The organism is Providencia sp. PROV188 (genome assembly GCF_027595165.1).
In the GTDB taxonomy this organism is placed as follows: domain Bacteria; phylum Pseudomonadota; class Gammaproteobacteria; order Enterobacterales; family Enterobacteriaceae; genus Providencia; species Providencia lanzhouensis.
Window position 1 is genome coordinate 711,481 of sequence record NZ_CP097291.1, and the last position, 24,259, is coordinate 735,739.

General features: G+C 42.9%; 19 protein-coding genes. 15 read left to right on the plus strand and 4 right to left on the minus strand.

From position 1 onward, the window contains the following. Window positions 1–328 precede the first annotated feature (328 nt). Window positions 329–1,516 carry a Na+/H+ antiporter NhaA gene (gene nhaA, locus M5X66_RS03125; RefSeq protein ID WP_036950295.1) on the plus strand — a complete coding sequence of 396 codons (1,188 nt, stop codon included), beginning with the start codon at window positions 329–331 and terminating at the stop codon, window positions 1,514–1,516. Window positions 1,517–1,690: 174 nt separating this feature from the next. Further along, window positions 1,691–2,614: a transcriptional activator NhaR gene (gene nhaR / locus M5X66_RS03130; RefSeq protein WP_036950297.1), complete on the plus strand. Its 924-nt coding sequence runs from the start codon at window positions 1,691–1,693 to the stop codon at window positions 2,612–2,614. Window positions 2,615–2,691: 77 nt separating this feature from the next. Here nhaR and rpsT read toward each other — a convergent pair whose 3' ends face one another. Then, the gene (gene rpsT, locus M5X66_RS03135) at window positions 2,692–2,952 is read right to left on the minus strand and encodes a 30S ribosomal protein S20 (RefSeq protein ID WP_036950300.1); all 261 of its coding nucleotides are present in this window, start codon (window positions 2,950–2,952) and stop codon (window positions 2,692–2,694) included. A gap of 599 nt (window positions 2,953–3,551) precedes the next feature. Between rpsT and ribF the strand changes: the two genes are divergently transcribed. From ribF to M5X66_RS03180, 9 genes are all read left to right on the plus strand, one after another. Next, entirely contained in the window at window positions 3,552–4,490 is a 939-nt protein-coding gene (gene ribF / locus M5X66_RS03140) for a bifunctional riboflavin kinase/FAD synthetase (RefSeq protein WP_036950302.1), read from the plus strand. A 28-nt stretch (window positions 4,491–4,518) separates the two neighbouring features. After that, window positions 4,519–7,329 (plus strand): isoleucine--tRNA ligase, encoded by a 2,811-nt coding sequence (gene ileS, locus M5X66_RS03145; RefSeq protein WP_108479229.1) that lies wholly within the window; start codon window positions 4,519–4,521, stop codon window positions 7,327–7,329. Next, window positions 7,329–7,832: a signal peptidase II gene (lspA, locus tag M5X66_RS03150; protein ID WP_036950306.1), complete on the plus strand. Its 504-nt coding sequence runs from the start codon at window positions 7,329–7,331 to the stop codon at window positions 7,830–7,832. Before ileS ends, lspA begins: the two co-directional genes overlap by 1 nt. A gap of 102 nt (window positions 7,833–7,934) precedes the next feature. Continuing rightward, complete coding sequence (gene fkpB / locus M5X66_RS03155) at window positions 7,935–8,405, plus strand: FKBP-type peptidyl-prolyl cis-trans isomerase (RefSeq protein ID WP_270103872.1); 471 nt, start codon at window positions 7,935–7,937, stop codon at window positions 8,403–8,405. Then, entirely contained in the window at window positions 8,386–9,339 is a 954-nt protein-coding gene (gene ispH / locus M5X66_RS03160) for a 4-hydroxy-3-methylbut-2-enyl diphosphate reductase (RefSeq protein WP_132496157.1), read from the plus strand. Before fkpB ends, ispH begins: the two co-directional genes overlap by 20 nt. 221 nt (window positions 9,340–9,560) lie before the next feature. After that, window positions 9,561–10,382 carry a 4-hydroxy-tetrahydrodipicolinate reductase gene (dapB, locus tag M5X66_RS03165; RefSeq protein WP_036950314.1) on the plus strand — a complete coding sequence of 274 codons (822 nt, stop codon included), beginning with the start codon at window positions 9,561–9,563 and terminating at the stop codon, window positions 10,380–10,382. A 448-nt stretch (window positions 10,383–10,830) separates the two neighbouring features. After that, entirely contained in the window at window positions 10,831–11,994 is a 1,164-nt protein-coding gene (carA, locus tag M5X66_RS03170; protein ID WP_108479264.1) for a glutamine-hydrolyzing carbamoyl-phosphate synthase small subunit, read from the plus strand. A gap of 14 nt (window positions 11,995–12,008) precedes the next feature. After that, window positions 12,009–15,230, plus strand: coding sequence for a carbamoyl-phosphate synthase large subunit (gene carB / locus M5X66_RS03175; protein WP_036950318.1), 3,222 nt, complete (start codon window positions 12,009–12,011; stop codon window positions 15,228–15,230). Between the two features lie 167 nt (window positions 15,231–15,397). Further along, window positions 15,398–16,426 (plus strand): MerR family transcriptional regulator, encoded by a 1,029-nt coding sequence (locus M5X66_RS03180; protein ID WP_036950320.1) that lies wholly within the window; start codon window positions 15,398–15,400, stop codon window positions 16,424–16,426. An 83-nt stretch (window positions 16,427–16,509) separates the two neighbouring features. Here M5X66_RS03180 and M5X66_RS03185 read toward each other — a convergent pair whose 3' ends face one another. From M5X66_RS03185 to metC, 3 genes are all read right to left on the minus strand, one after another. Next, the gene (locus M5X66_RS03185; RefSeq protein ID WP_036950323.1) at window positions 16,510–17,409 is read right to left on the minus strand and encodes a PhzF family phenazine biosynthesis protein; all 900 of its coding nucleotides are present in this window, start codon (window positions 17,407–17,409) and stop codon (window positions 16,510–16,512) included. Window positions 17,410–17,552: 143 nt separating this feature from the next. Further along, window positions 17,553–18,227 (minus strand): DedA family protein, encoded by a 675-nt coding sequence (locus M5X66_RS03190; protein WP_036950325.1) that lies wholly within the window; start codon window positions 18,225–18,227, stop codon window positions 17,553–17,555. Window positions 18,228–18,365: 138 nt separating this feature from the next. Further along, the gene (metC, locus tag M5X66_RS03195) at window positions 18,366–19,550 is read right to left on the minus strand and encodes a cystathionine beta-lyase (RefSeq protein WP_036950327.1); all 1,185 of its coding nucleotides are present in this window, start codon (window positions 19,548–19,550) and stop codon (window positions 18,366–18,368) included. A 353-nt stretch (window positions 19,551–19,903) separates the two neighbouring features. Between metC and exbB the strand changes: the two genes are divergently transcribed. The 4 genes from exbB to yedF all read left to right on the plus strand — a co-directional run bounded on the left by exbB (window position 19,904) and on the right by yedF (window position 24,109). Then, window positions 19,904–20,845, plus strand: coding sequence for a tonB-system energizer ExbB (exbB, locus tag M5X66_RS03200; RefSeq protein WP_036950329.1), 942 nt, complete (start codon window positions 19,904–19,906; stop codon window positions 20,843–20,845). A 5-nt stretch (window positions 20,846–20,850) separates the two neighbouring features. Further along, window positions 20,851–21,282, plus strand: a complete 432-nt coding sequence (gene exbD, locus M5X66_RS03205; protein WP_036950331.1) for a TonB system transport protein ExbD — start codon at window positions 20,851–20,853, stop codon at window positions 21,280–21,282. 1,376 nt (window positions 21,283–22,658) lie between these two features. Further along, complete coding sequence (gene yedE / locus M5X66_RS03210) at window positions 22,659–23,873, plus strand: selenium metabolism membrane protein YedE/FdhT (protein WP_036950333.1); 1,215 nt, start codon at window positions 22,659–22,661, stop codon at window positions 23,871–23,873. Then, window positions 23,870–24,109, plus strand: a complete 240-nt coding sequence (gene yedF, locus M5X66_RS03215) for a sulfurtransferase-like selenium metabolism protein YedF (RefSeq protein WP_006657165.1) — start codon at window positions 23,870–23,872, stop codon at window positions 24,107–24,109. The genes yedE and yedF overlap by 4 nt, the downstream gene beginning before the upstream one ends. Window positions 24,110–24,259 lie beyond the last annotated feature (150 nt).

Genomic DNA, 24,259 nt, shown 5'->3' on the forward strand with positions numbered 1-24,259 from the left:
AGGCACGCAAGGAAGAGAGGGCAGGTACTTTTATTTTTGCGAAGGGCTTCGAAAATAAAAAAATAAACGATTTTTTGGACTATCGATAATGGTCATTTTTCATTAGTCTCTAAAAAAGTTGAATATTTAAAGCGCTTTACTCAGTAAATTTATTGTTGGTTTTTAGAATAGTTGCCTATAGTTAAATTAACGATTTATTATCATTCGTCGTGATCTCGATTGTTAAATACTCGGAAATTACGATCATTAATGGATAAATAAACGATTTTTTACGAATTAATGATTATCATAATATTAACATTCAAAAGTATTTTTTGGGGTTATTCATATGACAGCAATTATTCGTAAATTTTTAAAGTTAGAAGCAGCAGGAGGGCTACTCCTAATTATTGCTGCCATTGTCGCTTTAATAATGGCTAATACGCCATTACAAGGAGCTTATCAGCAATTTTTAGATATTCCGGTAGCCATTAAAATCTCAACATTTGAATTAGATAAACCTCTGATTCTATGGATTAATGATTTCTTAATGGCTGTGTTTTTCCTGGTTGTTGGTTTAGAGGTAAAGCGCGAGTTATTGGAAGGATCCCTGGCGGGACGTGATAAAGCGATATTTCCGGCAATTGCGGCTGTGGGTGGAATGATTGCACCAGCGTTAGTTTACTTAGCGTTCAATGGTGCTGACGATATTACTCGTCAAGGTTGGGCTATCCCTGCAGCAACAGATATTGCATTCGCGTTGGGTGTGATGGCGTTATTGGGTAAGCGTGTTCCTACAGAGCTCAAAGTATTTTTATTGGCATTAGCTATCATTGATGACCTTGGTGTCATTGTGATCATTGCCTTTTTCTATACCAGCTCAGTTTCTGTCGTCGCATTGAGTTTAGCTGCACTGTGTGTGGCAATACTGTGTCTAATGAACTGGCGACGAGTTGAAAATACGGCAGCTTATTTGGTGATAGGCCTAATCTTGTGGGTTTGTATTCTGAAATCAGGTGTTCATGCCACTCTGGCGGGAGTGATTGTTGGTTTCTTAATTCCATTAAGAGGGACTAATAATACAAAACCGTCGGAAGAATTAGAGCATGTGCTGCACCCTTGGGTTGTTTATCTCATATTGCCTATCTTTGCATTTGCAAATTCAGGCGTACAGCTCAATGGCGTCACCTTTGATGGTTTAATGAGCCCATTACCACTTGGTGTCGCAGCGGGTTTGATACTGGGCAAACCAGTCGGTATTTTCTTATTTAGTTGGATTTCGGTAAAAGTAGGGTTGGCTAAATTGCCAGCATCGATTAACTTGAAGCAAGTGTTTGCTGTTTCTGTGCTTTGTGGAATCGGTTTTACTATGTCTATTTTTATCACCGGGCTCGCTTTTGAAGGGCTTGATGAAGTGTATAGTACCTACTCGAGACTGGGCATTTTAATCGGTTCAACAACAGCTGCATTGTTAGGGTACTTTATGTTAAGGGTAGTGTTACCGAAACCAAAAGTTTCGCACAGTGATGCAAAATAAACATAATAGACGTAATTATTAGTAAGAATTTTCGAGTTAATCTTCTATGATATGCCCGCGGTATGAGTTGCATACTGCGGGTATTTTAACTTATAACTCCCGATTACGGGGTACGGGTAAAGCGTATGGTCATTATGCACTGCGGTCATTATTGGCGATACAAAAGGAATCGATATGCGGGTTTCACATCTTAATTTTAACCACCTTTACTATTTCTGGCATGTTTGCAAAGAAGGCTCTGTTGTCGGTGCTGCCGAGGCTCTTTACCTGACTCCACAGACAATTACTGGGCAAATTAAAGCACTCGAAGAACGGTTAGGTGGAAAATTATTTAAACGCCAAGGTCGGGGGCTAGTGCCTTCAGAGCTGGGACAACTGATTTTTCGTTATGCTGACAAAATGTTTATGCTCAGCCAAGAAATGCTGGATATCGTCAACTACAGCCGAGAATCTAACCTACTGTTTGATGTGGGCGTGGCTGACGCATTATCGAAACGTTTAGTCAGCCGTGTACTAGAAACAGCAGTTGTAGAACATGAGCAAATTCATTTACGTTGCTTTGAATCAACTCATGAGCTGTTACTGGAGCAATTAAGCCAGCACAAGCTGGATATGATTTTATCGGATTGCCCTGTGGACTCTTCACAACAAGAGGGGCTGTTCTCTGTTAAATTAGGCGAATGCAGCGTCAGTTTTTTCTGCCGTCAGCCAGTACCGAAGAAACCATTCCCTGAATGTCTAGAAGAGCGCAGGTTATTAATTCCAGGGCGTCGTTCGATGCTTGGTCGCCATTTATTAACATGGATCCGCAATAAAAACCTACAAGTTGAAGTACTTGGTGAATTTGATGATGCTGCATTAATGAAAGCATTCGGAATGTATCACAATGCCATTTTCGTGGCGCCATCTTTGTATGCGAAAGATATTTTTGCTGATAATGAAGTGCAGGAAATTGGCCGCTTAGATAGTGTTAAAGAAGAGTATTACGTGATTTTTGCGGAAAGAATGATCCAGCACCCAGCAGTACAACGTGTCTGTAACAAAGATTTTTCTGAGTTATTTTCTGCGCCGTTCGATAATTTAGAACAGAAAGTTTAGAACACGAAAGTGTGAGGCAAGAAATTAGCAGACAAAAAAACCGGCCTAAGCCGGTTTTTTATAATCAAGAAGCGAAATTACATTGCTTTGATTTGAGCAACTAAGTTAGCTTTATGACGTGCTGCTTTGTTTTTGTGGATCAGGCCTTTGCTAGCGTGGCGATCAACAAGAGGTTGCATGTCATTGAATGCTTTCTGAGCTGCTTCTTTATCGCCTGCAGCGATAGCAAGGTAAACTTTCTTAATAAAAGTACGTACCATAGAGCGACGGCTAGCGTTGTGCTGGCGACGTTTCTCTGATTGAACGGCACGTTTCTTAGCTGATTTGATATTAGCCAAGGTCCAACTCCCAAATGTATTCTATTGAGGACAATTTAAAGGTCAAGGAATATGCCCTTTCGCCCTTCATTTGTCAATGGATTTGTGCAAATAAACATCGTGTACTTCGATGTCAATGCGTTGTGAATGGTGCAAGATTCTACCAGCAAATATCAGAAGAATACAGATCTGCGCGTGAAAAAAAGCATAATTGATAGAAGATATTTTAAATCATTTTTCAGAAAAAATTTTTTTAGTGATATCAAACGTTCATTAAGATGAAATTGAATGATAACTAGAGTGTTTTTTGTACACTTGAGTTTGTTATACAAAATGGATGATAAGAAAACTATAAAAATTAAATATTTTTAGAGATCTCCGCGTCAATTTGTTGTATTGATAATCTATTGGTTATCCAAACTTTTTTGATTTGCCTATGGACAATGATCAGATTCAGCAGCGCGGTGTCGTGCAGAAAGATGCTTAGCAGTGTAAAATCATCTGATTAAATAGTGTAGTGATCAAAAAAATAGGGTTTAATGAAAGCTTTTACGAACTTAGGTTAACCTTATGCGTCGTACAAGGTATAATCCTGCAATTTCCTCGGTATTGAGCCAGTTATGGAGCTAATTCGCGGTATACAAAATATCCGGTCGTACCATCATGGTTGCGTACTGACTATTGGTAATTTTGATGGTGTTCATCGTGGGCACCAAGTATTACTTCAAAATTTGAAGCTCAAGGGTAAACAGTTAGGTTTACCAACTGTTGTGATGATATTTGAACCACAACCCCTTGAATTTTTTACGGGTGATAAGGCTCCTGCGCGTTTGACACGCCTAAGAGATAAAGTGAAGTACCTTGCTGATAGCGGGGTCGATTATCTATTATGTGTGGAATTTAACCAGCATTTTGCCTCATTAACGCCAGACGCTTTTGTGTCTGACTTATTAGTCGACAAACTCGGTGTGAAATATCTCGCCATTGGTGATGATTTCCGATTCGGAAAAAATCGGATGGGGGATTTTTCTTTTTTACAGCAAGCCGGTCAAAAGTTTGGTTTTGAAGTCGCAGACACCGAAAGCTTTTGTGATTCAGGTGTGCGCGTCAGCAGCACTGCGATCCGTAAAGCGATACAAAACAACGATCTGGCATTAGCTGAAAATTTATTAGGTCACACATATCGCATTAGTGGGCGTGTGGTTCACGGTAATCAGCTAGGTCGTACGATAGGTTTTCCGACAGCAAACCTACCGTTAAAACGTTTAGTCACACCGGTGACTGGCGTGTATGCTGTAGAAGTTCATGGTCTGGGCGATAAGCCTGTACCGGGCGTGGCAAACATTGGCACACGTCCAACGGTATCTGGAAAAGGTACCCAGTTAGAAGTCCATCTGATTGATGCACATATGGATTTATATGGGCGTCATATTGATGTTGTGTTACGTAAAAAATTACGTGACGAACAGCGGTTTGCTTCGTTGGACGCGCTGAAGGAGCAAATTGCTAATGATGTAGTTGCAGCCAGAGAATATCTCGCAGCAATTGGAATCAGATAATTTAGCGGAAAATTGGAACTGAGAATCGATGAGTGACTATAAAAATACCCTGAATCTACCAGAAACAGGGTTCCCAATGCGTGGCGATCTCGCTAAACGCGAACCACAGATGTTAGAGCGCTGGTACAAAGAAGGTTTGTATCAGGCAATCCGTAAAGCAAAATCGGGCAAGAAAACCTTTATTCTGCACGATGGTCCTCCGTATGCTAACGGCAGTATTCATATTGGTCACTCAGTAAACAAAATTCTCAAAGATATTATTATTAAATCCAAAGGGCTGGCGGGCTTTGATTCCCCATACATCCCTGGTTGGGATTGCCATGGCTTACCTATTGAACACAAAGTTGAACAAATCGTAGGTAAACCAGGGGAAAAAGTTTCCGCCGCTGAATTTCGTGCAAAATGCCGTGAATATGCCAAAGAGCAAATTGAAGGGCAAAAAGCTGATTTTATCCGCTTAGGTGTGTTGGGTGAGTGGGACAAACCTTACCTGACCATGGATTTTAAAACCGAAGCGAACATCATCCGTGCTCTGGCGAAAACCGTTGCAAATGGTCATTTAGTGAAAGGGGCAAAACCCGTTCACTGGTGTACAGCATGTGGTTCCTCATTGGCTGAAGCGGAAGTCGAGTATTACGACAAAACATCCCCATCTATCTACGTTCGCTTCCCTGCGGTAGATAGCAAAGCCGTTTGCGAAAAATTTGGTGTTTCTAGCGATAAAACGCCATCTTTAGTGATCTGGACGACAACGCCTTGGACGTTACCAGCTAACCGTGCAATCTCTCTGAACCCAGAGTTCAAATACTCTCTGGTGGATGCGAATGGTGATTTAGTCATTCTAGCAACTGACTTAGTTGAAGAAGTCATGAAGACTGTCGGTGTTGAGTCATGGACAGTATTAGGCGAGTGCGAAGGTAGTGCATTAGAGTTACTTCGTTTTGCTCATCCATTTATGGGCTTTGATGTGCCTGCAATTTTAGGTGACCACGTTACGCTAGATGCGGGTACAGGTGCGGTACATACAGCGCCAGGTCATGGTCCTGAAGACTATGTTGTTGGACAAAAATATGGTTTAGAAACAGCGAACCCAGTGGGTCCAGATGGCTGCTTCTTGCCAAATACTTACCCAGGTTTAGATGGTTTATTTATTTTCAAAGCTAATGATGTGGTGCTGGAAATTCTGAACGAGAAAGGCTTATTGATGTACAAGAAAGCTATCTCTCACAGCTATCCATGTTGCTGGCGCCATAAAACCCCAGTTATTTTCCGTGCGACACCACAATGGTTTATCGGCATGGATAAAAACGGTCTGCGTGAACAATCTCTGAAAGAGATCGACATTGTTCAGTGGATCCCAGGTTGGGGGCGTGCACGTATCGAGTCAATGGTTGAAAACCGCCCTGACTGGTGTATCTCACGTCAACGTACTTGGGGTACCCCAATGTCGTTATTCGTGCACAAAGAGACTGAAGAACTACATCCACGTACTTTAGAGCTGATGGAAGAAGTCGCTAAGCGCGTTGAAGTTGATGGTATCCAAGCATGGTGGGATTTAGACCCTGCTGAATTGCTGGGCGCTGATGCTGAAACTTATCGTAAAGTACCAGACACTTTAGACGTTTGGTTCGATTCAGGATCCACCCACTTTGCTGTGGTTGATGCTCGTCCTGAATTCCATGGTAACTCCGCAGATATGTATCTGGAAGGTTCTGACCAACATCGTGGTTGGTTCATGTCTTCTCTGATGCTGTCTACTGCGATGAAAGGCAAAGCACCTTACCGCCAAGTTCTGACCCACGGTTTTACCGTTGATGGTCAAGGTCGTAAGATGTCTAAATCTTTAGGTAATACAGTGAGTCCGCAAGATGTGATGAACAAGCTGGGCGCTGATATCCTGCGTCTGTGGGTGGCATCAACTGACTATACGGGCGAAATCGCTGTATCTGATGAAATTTTAAAACGTGCAGCAGACTCTTATCGCCGTATCCGTAATACCGCGCGCTTCTTACTGGCAAACTTAAATGGTTTCAACCCAGAAACCGATATGGTGAAACCAGAAGATATGGTGGTGTTAGATCGCTGGGCGGTTGGTCGTGCATTAGAAGCACAGAAAGAGATTACGAAAGCGTACGATGAGTATGATTTCTTAGGTGTTATCCAACGCTTAATGCATTTCTGCTCTATCGAGATGGGCTCGTTCTATCTGGATATTATCAAAGACCGCCAGTACACCGCGAAAAGTGATAGCGTTGCGCGTCGTAGCTGCCAAACTGCACTGTTCCATATTGTGGAAGCGTTGGTTCGTTGGATTGCACCGGTTCTGTCCTTCACATCTGATGAAATCTGGAACGAATTACCGGGCAAACGCGCTCAATTCGTTCTCACTGAAGAGTGGTATAACGGCTTATTTGGTTTAGACGAATCTGAAGCGATGAATGATGGTTTCTGGTCTGAACTGTTAGCCGTACGTGGCGAAGTGAACAAAGTTCTGGAACAAGCGCGTACAGACAAGCACATTGGTGGTTCGTTAGAAGCTTCGGTAACGTTATATGCGGATAGCACATTAGCTGCTAAGTTAAATAGCTTAGGCGATGAACTGCGTTTTGCGCTGTTAACATCTCAAGCGAATGTGGCTGATATTGCAACGGCGCCTGCGGATGCACAAGACAGTGAACTGAAAGGCCTGAAAATTGCCTTCAGTAAAGCGGCTGGGGAAAAATGTCCTCGTTGCTGGCATTATGCAAGTGATATTGGTGCAGCGGCAGAACAACCTGAAATCTGTGGTCGCTGTGTGACTAACGTAGCCGGAAACGGTGAATTACGTAAGTTTGCTTAATGAAGACACCTATTTGTTCTACTGGTTTGCGTTGGCTGTGGCTGACGGTTGTGATTATCGTTGCAGATTTAGCAATTAAGCAATTGGTCTTAAAAGAGCTGACTCTGTACGATCCACACCCTTTAATTCCGTACTTTAACCTTATGTACGCTCAAAACTTTGGTGCGGCATTTAGTTTCCTGGCGGATAAAGGCGGCTGGCAGCGCTGGTTCTTTGCTGGAATAGCTATTGCCATCTCCATTACGTTAATGGTGATGATGTATCGCCAAAGTGTGAAAAAACGCCTGAGCAATATTGCTTATGCGTTAATTATTGGTGGTGCGATCGGTAATTTATTTGACCGTTTAGTGCATGGCTTTGTGGTTGACTACATTGATTTTTATGTTGGCAACTGGCACTGGCCGACCTTTAACTTGGCGGATATGGCCATTTGTATTGGTGCGGCATTGGTGATTTTTGAAGGCTTTTTGCCGGATAAACCCAAACAGCAAGATGCTAAATAGAACAGATAGTGCGATAGGTTGATAAAACCCAATATTGCATATTAATCATCTCAGCCCGACGATAGTCGGGCTGAACTTTATGATAAAAAACAGGTTTAGATTATGTCTACTCAAATACAGGCGCAGAGTTCTGTTTTACTGCATTTCACTCTGAAATTAGAAGATGGCTCCACGGCAGATTCTTCTCACGCACAAGGAAAGCCTGCGTTGTTTGCTCTTGGAAATGATTCACTGTCGCCAGAATTAGAAGCGCAACTGATTGGGCTATCTGAAGGTGAAAAGAAAACATTTTCCTTAGCTGGGGATACGGTATTCGGGAAACATAATCCAGACTTAGTGCAATACTTTTCATTGCGTGATTTTATGGAAACGGGGATCCCTGAAATTGGTACCATCATGCTGTTTACGGGCATGAATGGAAGCGAAATGCCGGGTGTCGTGAAGGCAATCGAAGGGGAATCAATTACTGTTGATTTTAACCATCCTCTTGCTGAGCAACAAATTACCTTTGAAATTGAAGTGCTAGAAATAGCCCCACAATTGGAGAGTCACCATGCAAATATTAATGGCTAATCCTCGTGGATTTTGTGCGGGTGTTGACCGTGCAATCAGTATTGTTGAACGCGCCTTAGAAATTTATGGCGCACCGATTTACGTTCGCCATGAAGTGGTGCATAACCGCTATGTGGTTGACGATTTACGCCAGCGTGGCGCTATCTTCATTGAAGAAATCTCTGAAGTTCCGGATGGCTCTATTCTAATTTTCTCAGCTCATGGCGTTTCACAAGCCATTCGCCAAGAAGCCCGTTCCCGCGATTTAACCATGTTATTTGATGCGACCTGCCCATTAGTGACTAAAGTGCATATGGAAGTGGCTCGCGCAAGTCGTAAAGGCAAAGAAGCGATTTTAATCGGTCACGCAGGACATCCTGAAGTGGAAGGGACAATGGGGCAATACAATAACCCTGAAGGGGGAATGTATCTTGTTGAAAGCCCTGAAGACGTTTGGAAGCTACAGGTAAAAGATGAAAACAACCTGAGCTTTATGACGCAAACGACGCTTTCAGTGGATGATACCTCCGATGTGATTGATGCGCTCACCCGTCGATTCCCTAATATCGTTGGACCGCGTAAAGACGATATTTGCTATGCGACCACGAACCGCCAAGAAGCGGCGCGTGAGCTCGCGGAAAAAGCCGATATCGTGCTAGTTGTTGGTTCGAAAAACTCGTCCAACTCAAACCGTTTAGCTGAATTAGCGTCTCGAATGGGGAAGGCCGCATTTCTGATTGATGGTGCTGAAGATATTCAAACCGAGTGGTTAAAAGATAAGAAAATTATCGGATTGACTGCGGGGGCATCCGCGCCAGATATTTTAGTCCGCCAAGTGATTGATAGACTGAAAGAGCTGGGTGCCGACTCCGTAGTTGAGCTGCAAGGGCGAGAAGAAAATATCGTTTTTGAAGTACCAAAAGAGCTGCGTGTGGACGTTAAAGAAATTAACTAATACATTGATTTTATTATAGTAGCGGCTGATTTGGCCGCTGCTGTTTTCTATTTTGTCAGCACCCCATCCCATATCAATACAATTTTTTCTGATAATCATCCCCCTCTCTACGGTTTTATTAATATCTCCAGATTAGTGCTGGCGTCCCGATTCAAGTTTCTTTAAGGTATAACCAAGATTTTATTTTGGTTTTCGCCTCAATATTTACGAAAGGATCAAAAATGGCAGATTCAACTGTACGCGTTGCGATTGTCGGTGCGGGTGGGCGCATGGGGCGCCAATTAATTCAAGCAGCACAAGAACAAGACGGAATTCAACTTGGCGCAGCCATTGAGCGTGAAGGCTCTTCACTTATAGGCACTGATGCGGGTGAATTGGCGGGAATTGGGCAAATTGGTGTGAAAGTCGTTGGTCACTTAGATTCTGTCGTTAATGATTTTGATGTACTGATTGATTTCACCCGTCCTGAAGGTACCTTACAATATTTAGCGTTCTGCCAATCTCACCAAAAAGGCATGGTCATTGGGACCACAGGATTTGATGAACAAGGAAAATTGGCCATTGCTGAAGCCGCAAAATCTATCCCAATTGTCTTCGCTGCCAACTTTAGCGTTGGTGTGAATCTGGTGCTGAAATTACTGGAAAAAGCGGCGAAAGTGATGGGAGATTACACTGATATTGAAATTATTGAAGCCCATCATCGTCATAAAGTTGATGCCCCTTCAGGCACTGCGCTGGCGATGGGGGAATCTATCGCGGATGCATTAGGAAAAGATCTGAAAGAGTGTGCGGTGTATGCACGTGAAGGCTATACCGGAGAGCGTGAGCCGGGCACGATTGGTTTTGCTACTGTACGTGCTGGCGATATTGTTGGTGAGCACACTGCAATGTTTGCTGATATTGGCGAGCGTGTAGAGATAAGCCACAAGGCTTCCAGTCGTATGACCTTTGCTAAAGGCGCGATAAGAGCATCATCTTGGGTTAATGCCAAGAAAGATGGGTTATACAATATGAAAGATGTCCTTAATCTTGATGATTTGTAGTTTTTTATAAAATAAATTTCCATTTAAAATCAGATGGCTTCGATTGAAGCCTCTGATTTATCGTAATCTATTTATTTAATTTAATTAAATCCGTTGTTTTCTATTATCTTTGTGTCATTTTTCCTCTTTTTTACTCAAAAATTGCACTTTAGATCCTCCCTTGTCTGCGCTATTATCCATTTTGCACTTTTCTTCGCTATTAACCGTTTGCGTTTTTACCCATGAATAGTTATTTCATTAGCCTTCTATAGAAAAAATAGGTAAGAATGCAAAAAAGTAAGCTAAAAGTGAAAAAAATGCATTTTTTTCTAGACAAGACTCTATCCCATCATTAGAATGCGCGCAATTTGCCAAAAATTTGCTTAAAAACTCATTTTGGCATTGATTTAGATCGCAAAATCTGAATTAATATGCAAAAAATATGATTGATTATTCTCCGGAGGATGTTTTGATAAAGTCAGCTATATTGGTTCTGGAAGACGGAACCCAATTCCACGGGCGTGCCATTGGTGCTGAAGGGGCCGCTATTGGAGAAGTCGTTTTCAATACTTCAATGACCGGATATCAAGAAATAATTACTGACCCTTCCTATTCCCGCCAAATTGTTACTCTCACTTATCCCCATATTGGTAATGTCGGCACTAATGCTGATGACGAAGAATCTCCTAACGTACACGCTCAAGGCCTTATCATTCGCGACTTACCATTAATTTACAGTAACTTTCGTGGTCAGGAAGGCTTGTCTGAATATCTGAAACGCCACAATGTGGTGGCTATCGCGGATATCGACACGCGCAAATTAACCCGCCTGTTAAGAGAAAAAGGCGCACAAAACGGTTGTATCATCGCAGGGGATAACCCAGATGCGGCGTTGGCTTTAGAAAAAGCACGCAGCTTCTCAGGTTTAAATGGCTTAGATTTAGCAAAAGAAGTTTGCACCAAAGAGATTTACAGCTGGACTCAACGCTCTTGGAACTTAGAAGAAGGGCAACCAGCAGCAAGCAAAGAAGATGAGCTGCCATTACACGTTGTTGCTTACGATTTTGGTGCAAAGCGCAATATTCTGCGTATGTTAGTTGACCGTGGGTGCCGCTTAACCGTCGTTCCGGCAACAACACCAGCAGAAACGGTGTTAGCGATGAACCCAGATGGGATTTTCTTATCAAACGGCCCTGGCGACCCAGCCCCTTGTGACTACGCTATCAACGCTATCCAAGAATTCTTAAAAACTGAAATCCCCGTATTTGGCATTTGCTTGGGTCACCAATTGCTAGCATTAGCAAGTGGCGCCAATACCGTGAAGATGAAGTTTGGTCACCACGGTGCTAACCACCCAGTTAAAGATTTAGATAAAGATGTGGTGATGATCACGGCTCAAAACCACGGTTTTGCGGTTGATGAATCCACACTACCCGACACATTGCGTGTGACGCACAAATCGCTGTTTGATGGCACTTTGCAAGGTATCCATCGCACAGATAAACCTGCATTCAGTTTCCAAGGTCACCCAGAAGCCAGTTCTGGTCCTCATGATGCCGCAGGTCTTTTTGACCACTTCATTGATTTAATCAACGAATACCGTCAAAACACACCACGTTCAAACGCAAAATAATCGGGAGAAAGAAAATGGCAAAACGTACAGATATTAAAAGCATTCTGATCCTCGGTGCGGGCCCGATTGTTATCGGCCAAGCGTGTGAGTTTGACTATTCAGGTGCGCAAGCGTGTAAAGCTCTTAGAGAAGAAGGCTACCGCGTTATTCTAGTGAACTCGAACCCAGCGACTATCATGACAGACCCAGAAATGGCGGATGCAACTTACATCGAGCCAATTCACTGGGAAGTGGTACGCAAAATCATTGAAAAAGAGCGCCCAGATGCAGTATTACCAACCATGGGTGGACAAACCGCGCTGAACTGTGCCCTTGAGCTTGAACGCCAAGGTGTATTGGCTGAATTTGGCGTGACCATGATTGGTGCGACTGCGGACGCGATTGATAAAGCAGAAGACCGCCAGCGCTTTGATAAAGCGATGAAAAAAATCGGTTTAGGCACAGCGCGTTCAGGTATCGCACACACAATGGAAGAAGCTAATGCCGTCGCTGATGACGTTGGTTTCCCGTGTATCATTCGCCCATCTTTCACCATGGGGGGGGCCGGTGGTGGTATCGCGTATAACCGCGAAGAATTTGAAGAAATCTGTACTCGTGGTTTAGATTTATCTCCAACTAACGAATTATTAATCGATGAATCGTTAATTGGTTGGAAAGAGTATGAAATGGAAGTAGTTCGCGATAAGAAAGATAACTGCATTATCGTCTGCTCCATTGAAAACTTCGACGCAATGGGAATTCACACTGGTGACTCCATCACCGTCGCACCTGCGCAAACACTGACAGATAAAGAATACCAAATCATGCGTGATGCCTCGATGGCAGTACTGCGTGAAATCGGCGTTGAAACAGGCGGTTCTAACGTTCAGTTCGCCGTTAACCCGAAAGATGGTCGCTTAATTGTTATCGAGATGAACCCGCGTGTTTCTCGTTCATCCGCACTAGCGTCAAAAGCAACAGGCTTCCCAATTGCTAAGATCGCTGCAAAATTAGCGGTTGGTTACACTCTCGATGAGCTGATGAATGACATCACAGGCGGTCGTACTCCTGCGTCATTTGAACCGTCTATCGACTACGTTGTGACCAAAATCCCTCGTTTTAACTTCGAAAAATTCGCAGGAAGCAATGACCGTCTGACCACCCAAATGAAATCAGTGGGTGAGGTGATGGCTATTGGTCGCACATTCCAAGAATCTATGCAAAAAGCGCTGCGTGGTCTGGAAGTGGGCGCAACAGGCTTTGACCCGAAAGTGAGCCAGGACGACCCAGAATCGTTAACTCGCATTCGCCGTGAGCTGAAAGATGCGGGCTCCGACCGTATTTGGTACATCGCTGATGCATTCCGCGCAGGCCTATCTATCGATGGTATCTTCAATCTAACTAATATCGACCGCTGGTTCTTAGTACAAATTGAAGAGCTGGTGCGTTTAGAAAACGAAGTGGCAGAGTTAGGTATTAATGGTCTGACTAAAGATTTCTTACGCCAACTGAAGCGTAAAGGTTTTGCGGATGCGCGTCTGGCAAGTTTAGTGGGTGTGTCTGAAGCTGAATTACGTAAGTTACGTCAAGGTTATGATTTACATCCAGTTTATAAGCGTGTAGATACCTGTGCGGCAGAGTTTGCGACCGACACTGCTTATATGTACTCGACTTATGAAGATGAATGCGAATCCAATCCGAACAACGATAAACCAAAAATCATGGTATTAGGTGGCGGTCCAAACCGTATCGGGCAAGGTATCGAATTCGACTACTGCTGCGTACATGCTTCATTAGCGTTGCGTGAAGATGGTTATGAAACCATCATGGTCAACTGTAACCCAGAAACCGTTTCAACAGATTATGACACCTCTGACCGCCTCTATTTCGAGCCAGTGACACTGGAAGATGTATTAGAAATCGTCCGTATCGAACAGCCGAAAGGGGTGATTGTTCAATATGGTGGTCAAACTCCACTGAAATTAGCGCGTGCATTAGAAGCCGCGGGTGTACCGGTTATTGGTACTAGCCCAGATGCGATTGACCGTGCAGAAGACCGTGAGCGTTTCCAACAAGCGGTTAATCGCTTAAACCTGAAACAGCCACAAAACGCCACTGTTGCAACTATCGAACAAGCTGTTGAAAAAGCAGCTGGTATCGGCTATCCACTGGTGGTTCGTCCATCTTACGTACTGGGCGGTCGTGCGATGGAAATCGTTTATGACGAAGTTGACCTGCGTCGCTACTTCCAAACCGCGGTGAGTGTGTCTAACGATGCTCCAGTCCTATTAGACCGCTTCCTTGATGATGCGATTGAAGTTGACGTGGATGCAATCTGCGACGGTGAAATGGTGCTGATTGGCGGAATTATGGAGCACATTGAGCAAGCGGGTGTTCACTCTGGTGACTCAGCATGTTCACTGCCAGCTTATACATTAAGCCAAGAAATTCAGGATGTGATGCGTGAACAAGTGCGCAGTCTGGCATTCGAGTTACGCGTTCGCGGTCTGATGAACGTCCAGTTTGCGGTGAAGAACAACGAAGTTTACCTGATTGAAGTGAACCCGCGTGCAGCAAGAACGGTGCCATTTGTTTCTAAAGCAACAGGCGTACCACTAGCGAAAGTTGCCGCGCGTGTTATGGCGGGTCAAACACTGACTCAGCAAGGCGTGACTGAAGAAGTCATTCCACCTTACTACTCAGTCAAAGAAGTGGTTCTGCCATTCAACAAGTTCCAAGGTGTTGACCCAATCCTCGGACCAGAAATGCGCTCAACGGGTGAAGTGATGGGTGTTGGTCGCACATTTGCTGAAGCATTTGCTAAGGCGATGTTAGGCAGCAACTCAACCATGAAGAAATCCGGTCGCGCACTGCTGTCTGTTCGTGAAGGCGATAAAACGAAAGTTGTTGATTTAGCAGCGAAACTGCTGAAACACGGTTTTGAGTTAGATGCGACTCACGGAACGGCGATTGTCTTGGGTGAAGCGGGTATTAACCCACGTTTAGTGAACAAAGTTCACGAAGGTCGTCCACACATTCAAGACCGTATTAAGAATGGAGAGTACAACTACATCGTGAATACAACGGCAGGTCGTCAAGCGATTGAAGATTCAAAACTCATTCGCGGTAGCGCACTGCGTTACAAAGTTCACTATGATACAACCCTCAACGGTGGCTTTGCGACGGCATTATCCCTGAGCGCAGACCCAACGGATAAAGTGATTTCTGTACAAGAGATGCACGCATTAATTAAATAATCACTGATTCGCTGATTATTAACCCCAGTGGTGTTATCGCCTCTGGGGTTTTTTTATGGGGAGCGAAAAAGTGGAATAAATTAATATAAATGAAAAATAGTGCACAATAGTGATTGACCCTCACGTAACGTGAGGCACTAACCTGCATTTCAGGACAGGAGGCTAAGATGCTATTTCAAGTGGGTGAGATTGCAGAGAAAACAGGATTAACCATTCGTACCCTTCATCATTATGAAGAGATTGGTTTATTACTGCCGACTGCCAGAACCGATGCAGGTTATCGACTCTATAATATGCAATGTATTGAACGTTTGACGCAAATTCAGATGCTGCGTCAGGTGGGAGTCAAACTGAAAGACATCGGTGAGTTACTTAATGGTCACAGTGGCGATATCTCTCTTTTGCTGCAAGAGCGTATTAGTCTGTTAACCGAGCAGATGAAGCAGATTGAAAAACTGCGTTCACGTCTCGAGCGGTTACAGCAGCAAATGCAACAGGGAGATAACCCCACTCAGGCTGATTGGTTTTCATTATTGGAGATGATGTCGATGTTTGATAAATATTTTACCCCTCAAGAGCTTGAGCAATTGCCACTATACACGGCGAACACATTGAAAAATCAAGAGTGGCAACAGCGGGTCGCCACAGTAAAATCGTTAATGGAAAAAGGTGAATCACCGAAATCAGCTGAAGTACAAGCGGTTGGTGTTGAGTGGATGACTGCCTTGGAAAGAGATACGGGCGGAAACCCTGATTTCTTTGCGCGTTTAAATCAAATTCACTTAACCGACAACGAGCTAATGTTCTCGACAGGGATCACCGAAGCGATCATTGACTTTGTAGCTCGGGGCTTTAGTGAGTACCAACTATCACGTTTTAAACCCCATTTAACCGCTGAGCAATTTGCTGTTGTTAGTCAACATTACTTTGAGTCAGGCAAGGTATGGCCTGAATTTATTTCAGGAATTTATAATGCTTTGAAAGCGGGGGATGCCCCAGATTCGCCGAATGTGCAGAAATTGGCGGGAATGTGGTTAACCATGTTTAACCAATTTACTGGGGGCGATCCGCTATTACAGGAAAAAATCCGCACGATTTATCGCGAAGATCCGGTTATTTCTCAAGGAACATGGATGACGCCAGAAATTGGGCAGTATCTGTTTTCCGCCATTAGTTTCTTATTGGCGAAGCAATAACAGCGTAAGTTAGCAATCCATTATTGATATCAAAGTCGCGACAGAATATGCCGCGACTTTTTTGTTTTAGGTGTGTTAAGAGATTAAAAATGGACGGTTTGGACACCCATTGTTGCGGCTTGTCCACCCACATAAACTCGGCTGATAGCCTGATCTTGATGAGAGATTTCCACTTGAATTTGCGAGGAACACCCCATTGCTCGCCCTTGCTCTAACAGAAAATGGGTTTCTGTGGGGAAGACATGTTTCACAAGATAGCAGCCAAGAGCACCACTGGCGCTACCGGTTGCGGACTCTTCATTAATTCCGTAGAGCGGAGCAAAATTTCGGCAATGAGCAGTAAAAGAAGGCGACTGGTTTAACTCAAAAACATGAAAACCAATCGAGTCAAATTCACGGCTCAGCTGCGCGATAGCATCATAATTAGGTTTTAAATTATCCAATTGATTGGATTGCACGGGGACTAAAATATCAGGTAATCCAGTGGAGATAATTTCAATAGGTAAACCTGTTTCTGTGATTGTCTCAGCTGGGATACCTAATGCGGCAGCGACGGTATTCACATCAGGCCCTTGGCGAGTAGCGGGGAGTGTTTGTTGCATAGTGACCCCATCAGCACTGACCGTAACATTTAAAATACCTGCTTTGGTTTTTTGGGAGTAGGTGCCAGCGGCTAATTGATTCAGTGAAAATAGGGTAAAAAAGACAGCCAATGTTGCATGTCCACAAAAGTCGACTTCACTTTCAGGGGTGAAAAAATCCACTTTAAAATCCGTTTCTTCACCCGCACTTTCTCCGGAATAGACAAACGCCGTTTCGGAAAATCCCACTTGGCGAGCAATCGTAATTTTTTGTGCATCACTGAGTTTCGGGGGATTGAGCACGACTCCGGCAGGATTTCCGCCTGTGTTATTTCGAGTAAATGAGTTTACAAGATGAACGTTAAGCGTGTGTTCATTCGTAGGTATTGCTGTGTTGTGCATAGTGTCTCCAGGGAAATTAAGCGCGTTTATTGAGTTATTTATTAGTACGAAGTGAGCGCATATTGAGAGGTAGATATGGTTTTGTAGCGGCGACCAAACACTGAAACTTGTGTTGGTCGCGTGAGATGATTTAGGCGTGCAATTTAGCTTTCTTTGCTGCCTTTCAAAGCTTTACGGTGCTTCCAGTAGACGATAATGGAGCCAATCAAACCACTGACCAACAGCACAACAGGGATGATCATCAGTGCGGTGATCACGACTTGTTCATGCTCTTTAACGAAAGGAATTTGGTTAACGGCATAGCCCAAAGTCACAATAATACCGACCCACAATAACCCGCTAAGCCAGTTGAATAATTGGAAACGGCGGTGGCTTAAATCGGATAATCCCGCTAACAATGGCAGTAGCGTTCTCACGAATGCCAGAAAGCGTCCGATCAATAATGCATACAAACCTTGTCGGTTAAACATATCATTGGCTTTTTTATGATATTCCTCAGGGAGTTGAGAAAGCCAGCGTTTAACTATCTTCGTTTCGCTTAACCAACGCCCTTGAACAAATCCAAGCCAGCAGCCTAAACTCGCAGCCGTCGCTAGCAGCAAGATTGTGGGGACAAAGTGCAAAACACCTTTGGCAATCAATGCACCAGAAAGCAGTAAAAGGGTATCACCTGGTAAAAATGCGGCGGGGAGCACGCCATTTTCTAATACAATCACCACAAAGAGTACGGTGTAAATTACCCAGAGAACTTCTGGGTTGGCGAGCTTCATAAAATCGTGTTGCCAAAGTGCCAGTACGATTTCGCGTATGACTTCCATAATCGTTCCTGTATCTGCATAAAGCGAATCATTGGGCTCTATATTACAGGAAAAATTTCAGCCTAGTTTGATTTGTTTGGGTAATTATCTAAAAGGTAGTGATTAACTGCCTAATAATTAAGGACAGAATGTTGATGTTTAAATGCGCGCGAAAGCACGTTGTAAATCATCAATGAGATCTTGCGGGTGTTCTAAGCCGACATGCAGACGGAAAAACGACCCACTATCCGGTTGATAATTGTATTGGCGCATACTGAGTAAATCTTCGGTTTGATAACCAAGAATCAGTGATTCAAACCCGCCCCATGAATACCCCATTTTAAAATGGCTAAAGTGGTCGAGAAAATCGCTGAACTGTTTAGGGGATAACCGCGAATTTAATTGAAATGAAAACAACCCGTTGCAGCCACTAAAATCCCGTTTAAAGAATTCATGCCCAGGGTGGCCTGGAAGTGCAGGATGAAAAACATGTGCCACAGCGGGATGCTCTACTAACCAGTTTGCGACGGCTAAACTGTTCGCTTCATGCTGCTTGAGGCGGGTTGGTAAGGTGTGAAGACCTCTACCAGCCATGTAAACAGTATCAGGATCGGCAGTTTGCCCCAATAAATATGAATTTTCTCGCAAAGTTTCGATGCAGCGCTGGTTGGCAACAGCGACCCCTAACATGCCATCTGAATGACCATTAATGTACTTTGTCGCGGATTGAATAGAGATATCTACATCAAATAAAAGAGGTTTAAGTAAGACACCCGCAGCCCATGTATTATCGAGCATGATAATGATTTCTGGGGATTTTTGACGAATGGCTTTTACAATAGCAGGAAGGTCATGGACTTCCATAGTGATAGAACCTGGCGATTCCAAAAAAACAATTTTGGTATTTGGACGGATTAAATCGGCAATTTTTGCGCCAGTTAATGGGTCGAAATAATTCGTTTCAACATTCAAATTAGTGAGGATTTTGTCGCAGAAGTTTTGTGTCGGGTCATAGGCTGACCCCGTGACCAGAATATGATCCCCCGCGCTGATAAATGACATAATGGCATTGGTGATCGCTGCTGCACCTGAAGGGTAAAGAACACAGCCAGCACCACATTCCAATTCGGTCATCGCTTCTTGGAAAGCAAAATGGGTCTGTGTACCTCGGCGACCATACATTAATACGCCATTTGCGCGATTGCGTACAGCATGCTTTTTATCTTCTACCGAATCAAAAATCACGGAAGAGGTACGTTGAATGACAGGGTTTACCCCTTTTTGAGTGAATTTAGGGTTTCTACCAAGATGCACGAGCTGGGTTTCTGGTCTTATGTTTGCCATTGAGTTATCCCTTATTTACCAATAGAAAATCAAATGATTGGCCAAGTTATCACCTGACGTTAAATGATTTTGGTCTACCAGAGCAAGAACAAAAGTGGTTAGCTGAATTTTCTTCATTATCAAGCAGCAAATCGAGTCGTCTCTCGAAGGGTTATGTTGATAAGCGACAAAAAATTGCGAATACTAATGATAATTACTATCAATTCGTGGTGTGTTTGATATTATCTGACATCTTGACGAAAAGAGATGAATGCGTGAATCAAATTTCGCTTTTAATGGTTAGTCGATGAATGGCACAATCATCGATATAAATTTTTTTATACAACACAAAATAAGAGAGTAAAGGCCAACTGATGCGTAAATTAACAGCTTCTATTCTATTGGCGATCGGCTTAATGGGCACGGCATCCGCAGAAACAACACCCGCTGTCACACCTACTACACCAGTAGCTAACCAAGGTTCAACAGCCGCTCCTGCAAATACTCCTTCCACAACGGAAGTGACTGCAACTCAAGCAACGACAACTCCAGCAGCAACACCGGAATCTGTCGTGACAAATACGGTAGTGACTGAAAATGTTGAGATTGCGACTGAAGCTCACGGTGGCGGTTTTGATCAGGATTTATCGGTTTGGGGTATGTACCAAAACGCAGATGTTGTTGTAAAAACGGTGATGATTGGTCTGTTACTCGCATCCGTGATTACATGGGCGCTATTCTTATCCAAAGGAAGTGAGATTTTAATTGCACGTCGTCGTTTAAAAGATGAAGCAAAAGCAATTGCAGAAGTAAAATCTCTTGATGAAGCGGTATCTATCGCGGAAGGGTTTAAAGCAGGTAGCATTACGCGCATGTTATTAGCTGAAGCGACAACGGAAAGAGCGCTTTCGGCAAACAGTCAAGATCTTGCGGGTATTAAAGACCGTACAGGTTTCCGTTTAGAAAGAGCGGTTGCTGCAATCAGCCGTTATATGGGGCGTGGAAATGGCTATTTAGCAACAATTGGAGCGATTTCTCCATTTGTCGGTCTATTTGGCACAGTGTGGGGGATCATGAATAGCTTCATAGGTATTGCTCACTCACAAACCACAAACTTAGCGGTTGTTGCTCCAGGGATTGCAGAAGCGCTGCTGGCAACGGCAATCGGTCTTATTGCCGCGATTCCTGCGGTGGTTATCTATAATATTTTTGCTCGTATGATCAACAACTATCGTGGTCAAGTGGGTGATGTTGCTGCACAAGCAGCGTTGTTACTGGGGCGTGACCTCGATCTGGCAAACAGCAAAGCAAGGTAATTATTATGGCAATGCGTTTAGGTGACGAACAAGACGATAGCGGTGAAATGCATGAAATCAACGTAACACCGTTTATCGATGTTATGTTGGTTCTGCTGATTATCTTTATGGTTGCAGCGCCACTGGCTACCGTTGATATTAAAGTCGACTTACCTGCTTCCACTGCGAAGCCTCAGCCTCGACCAGAAAAGCCAGTATTCTTAACTGTGAAATCAGATAGTCAGCTGTTTATCGGCGAGCAAGCGGTTAGTAAAGAGCAGTTAGGTTCAACTCTTGATCAAGCCACAAACACCAATAAAGAAACCACAATTTTCTTCCAAGCGGACAAAAGTGTGGATTATGAAACGATGATGGATGTAATGAATGCATTGCGTCAATCGGGGTATCTCAAGATTGGTTTAGTCGGTATGGAAGCAACAGCGGCTAATGCTAAATAGCTAAGTTGTTTTACGTAGTAATGCGTTTTATCTTTGCATCGCGGATGTCATTCTCACGTTGATGCTTTGAGATAAAACGCATTTTTTTATGCCTATCAATTTTCATCCATCATATCTTTTGCATATTCTTGCAACATTTCTGATAAAAAAATGCTCTCTCTTTATAGTTTCGCAAACAAATGGTTTAATTTTATTCGGAATTTCTTCTAATTTTATTTAAGTTAGAGTAATTTTAAATTCTGCTCACATAAAACCACGTTTAAAAAAGGCTTGATAAGGTTAATTGAAAATAAACCATCCATATTGTGCGGGATTATTCACATACAGAGTAATTTCTCTGAATACCCAAATTAAGAGTATCGATTTTAGAGTGTTTTGTGTGAATTACCATGGAACTTACTGATTGTTAGAATAATCATGAATAAAGGCGATATCATCGTTCAAAATAACAACAGGGCTAACCCGTTAGATGAAGTTCAGACAAAAAAAGAGAATAATAAAAATTATTAATACATTTAACTCTAATTGAAATGATAAAAAAAGCGAGTAAATAAGCTGGATAATTTTATTAATATAAGTGTTATTAATAAAATTATTTTAAATGTACTTGAACAATGAAATATAAATATGTAATTACTGTTATAAATGCAAAGCTGACACGTTTATTAGTGTTTTTTGGGTTCAATGTATTGTTATTTATTGTTTTTTTGACTTCTTGCTAATGCTTCTTAAATAAAATAAAAAAACACTTGCGCAACATTTCATGAGCGCTATAATGCAGCCAATAACATTTAGAAATACTTTTTAATAACTTTTCATCTCGAGTTTTTTATTTTTCAATTTACTAATGCTAGGGAATAAATAAAGTACTAGTCGCTGTTTGATTAGGCTTTATATTAAAAATAAATATAATCAATCATACTCGAGTGTACGATGTTCAGTTGTTAGATGTAAGTTCGGATGTTATTACTGAAGTCAAATGGGCTGACTTTAGACGACACACAGCAAAATGATGTAATAAAAATATTTCATATTATACTCCTCTATAAATAAGATAAGACTATACTTCCATGCGCCATCATTAAGATGGCGTTTTTTTTATGCATGTTTATTTATCTTTCAAGCATCAACTGTACCCTCAGAATTTATGTGAAGAATCGGTGATATGCGGTGTGATTAAGCATGTGGTTAAATCAATCTTTCTGAGAGTATTCATAATTTATTATTTAATGATAAAAAGTATCAGAGTATGATGTGCACCTCTTCGCTGTGGGGCATTTAGCTATACATCATGTAGCAATACATCATGTAGCAACACATCATACAACAGCGAAATTCTTTGCCAGGTACTGGCTTGAAACATTCTGGAAGTAAAAATGACTTGGTCTGAGTTTAAATCTCACTATCTCATCGGTTTTTGGAAACCGTTACCTGCGGTGATTGCGGCAGGTATCTTATCGACTTATTATTTTGGTTTAACAGGCACTTTTTGGGCTGTAACCGGTGAATTTACTCGCTGGGGCGGGCATATCATGCAGCTATTTGGTGCGCATCCAGAAGAATGGGGCTATTTCAAAGTTATTGGTTTTCAAGGTTCGCCACTTGATCGAATTGATGGCGTGATGATTATCGGTATGTTTGCTGGCTGTTTTGCCGCGGCACTTTGGGCAAATAATGTCAAAATTCGCATGCCGCAGCATCGGGTTCGAATTTTTCAAGCCATCCTCGGTGGGATCATTGCTGGATTCGGCGCTCGTCTAGCCATGGGATGTAACTTAGCGGCATTCTTTACGGGTATTCCACAATTCTCGTTACACGCTTGGTTCTTTGCTGTAGCGACTGCCGTCGGCTCTTACTTTGGTGCCAAATTCACCCTGCTGCCAATGTTCCGTATTGCGGTAAAATTGAAAAAAGTCTCAACAGCATCGCCATTAACTCAAAATCCGAATACAGCTAAAAAACGCTTTAAATTAGGCATGGCTATTTTTGCTGTCGCACTTGCGTGGGGCTTTTATACACTGCTAGATGCACCAGTCATGGGCTTTGCTATCTTATGTGGGATTGGTTTTGGTTTGCTGATTGAACGTGCTCAAATCTGTTTTACCTCCGCGTTTCGTGATTTATGGATCACTGGTCGTACTCATATGGCGAAAGCGATTATCATTGGTATGGCGGTCAGTGCGATTGGTATTTTCAGTTATGTGCAATTGGGCGCGACACCTAAGATTATGTGGGCTGGTCCAAATGCTGTGATTGGTGGATTACTATTCGGGTTTGGTATTGTCTTAGCGGGTGGTTGTGAAACTGGCTGGATGTACCGTGCCGTTGAAGGTCAAGTTCATTACTGGTGGGTTGGTTTCGGTAACATTATCGGTGCGACTATCTTAGCGTATTACTGGGATGATTTAGGCCCATGGTTGGCTACAGACTTTGACAAAGTGAACTTGCTAGAGACATTTGGTCCGGAAGGCGGCTTGCTCGTTACATACGCTTTATTAGCCATTGCATTTATTTTGATGCTGGTATGGGAAAAATATTTCTTCCGTAAACGTGCCCAAAAATTGGCGAATACTTCCATGGAGGCCGCATGAGCCATAAAGAAATAGTACCGGATTATCGATTAGATATGGTGGGCGAACCTTGTCCATACCCTGCGGTTGCGACGTTAGAAGCGATGCCATCGTTAAAACCTGGAGAGATATTAGAAGTGGTAAGTGATTGCCCACAATCTATCAATAATATCCCTTTAGATGCAAAAAATTATGGTTATAAGGTGTTGGATATTCAGCAAGATGGGCCGACTATTCGTTATCTTATCCAAAAATAACAAATACGCGTCATATTTTGCACTGTCGCGGTGTTGGCTTCATTCGTTAGCCCTAGTCACATACTTGTGTATGCTCCTAGGGTCTAATGCATTTGCCGCCTAGCGACAGCACAAACTATTTAGCGTATTGGTATTAGTCATATTTTGCAC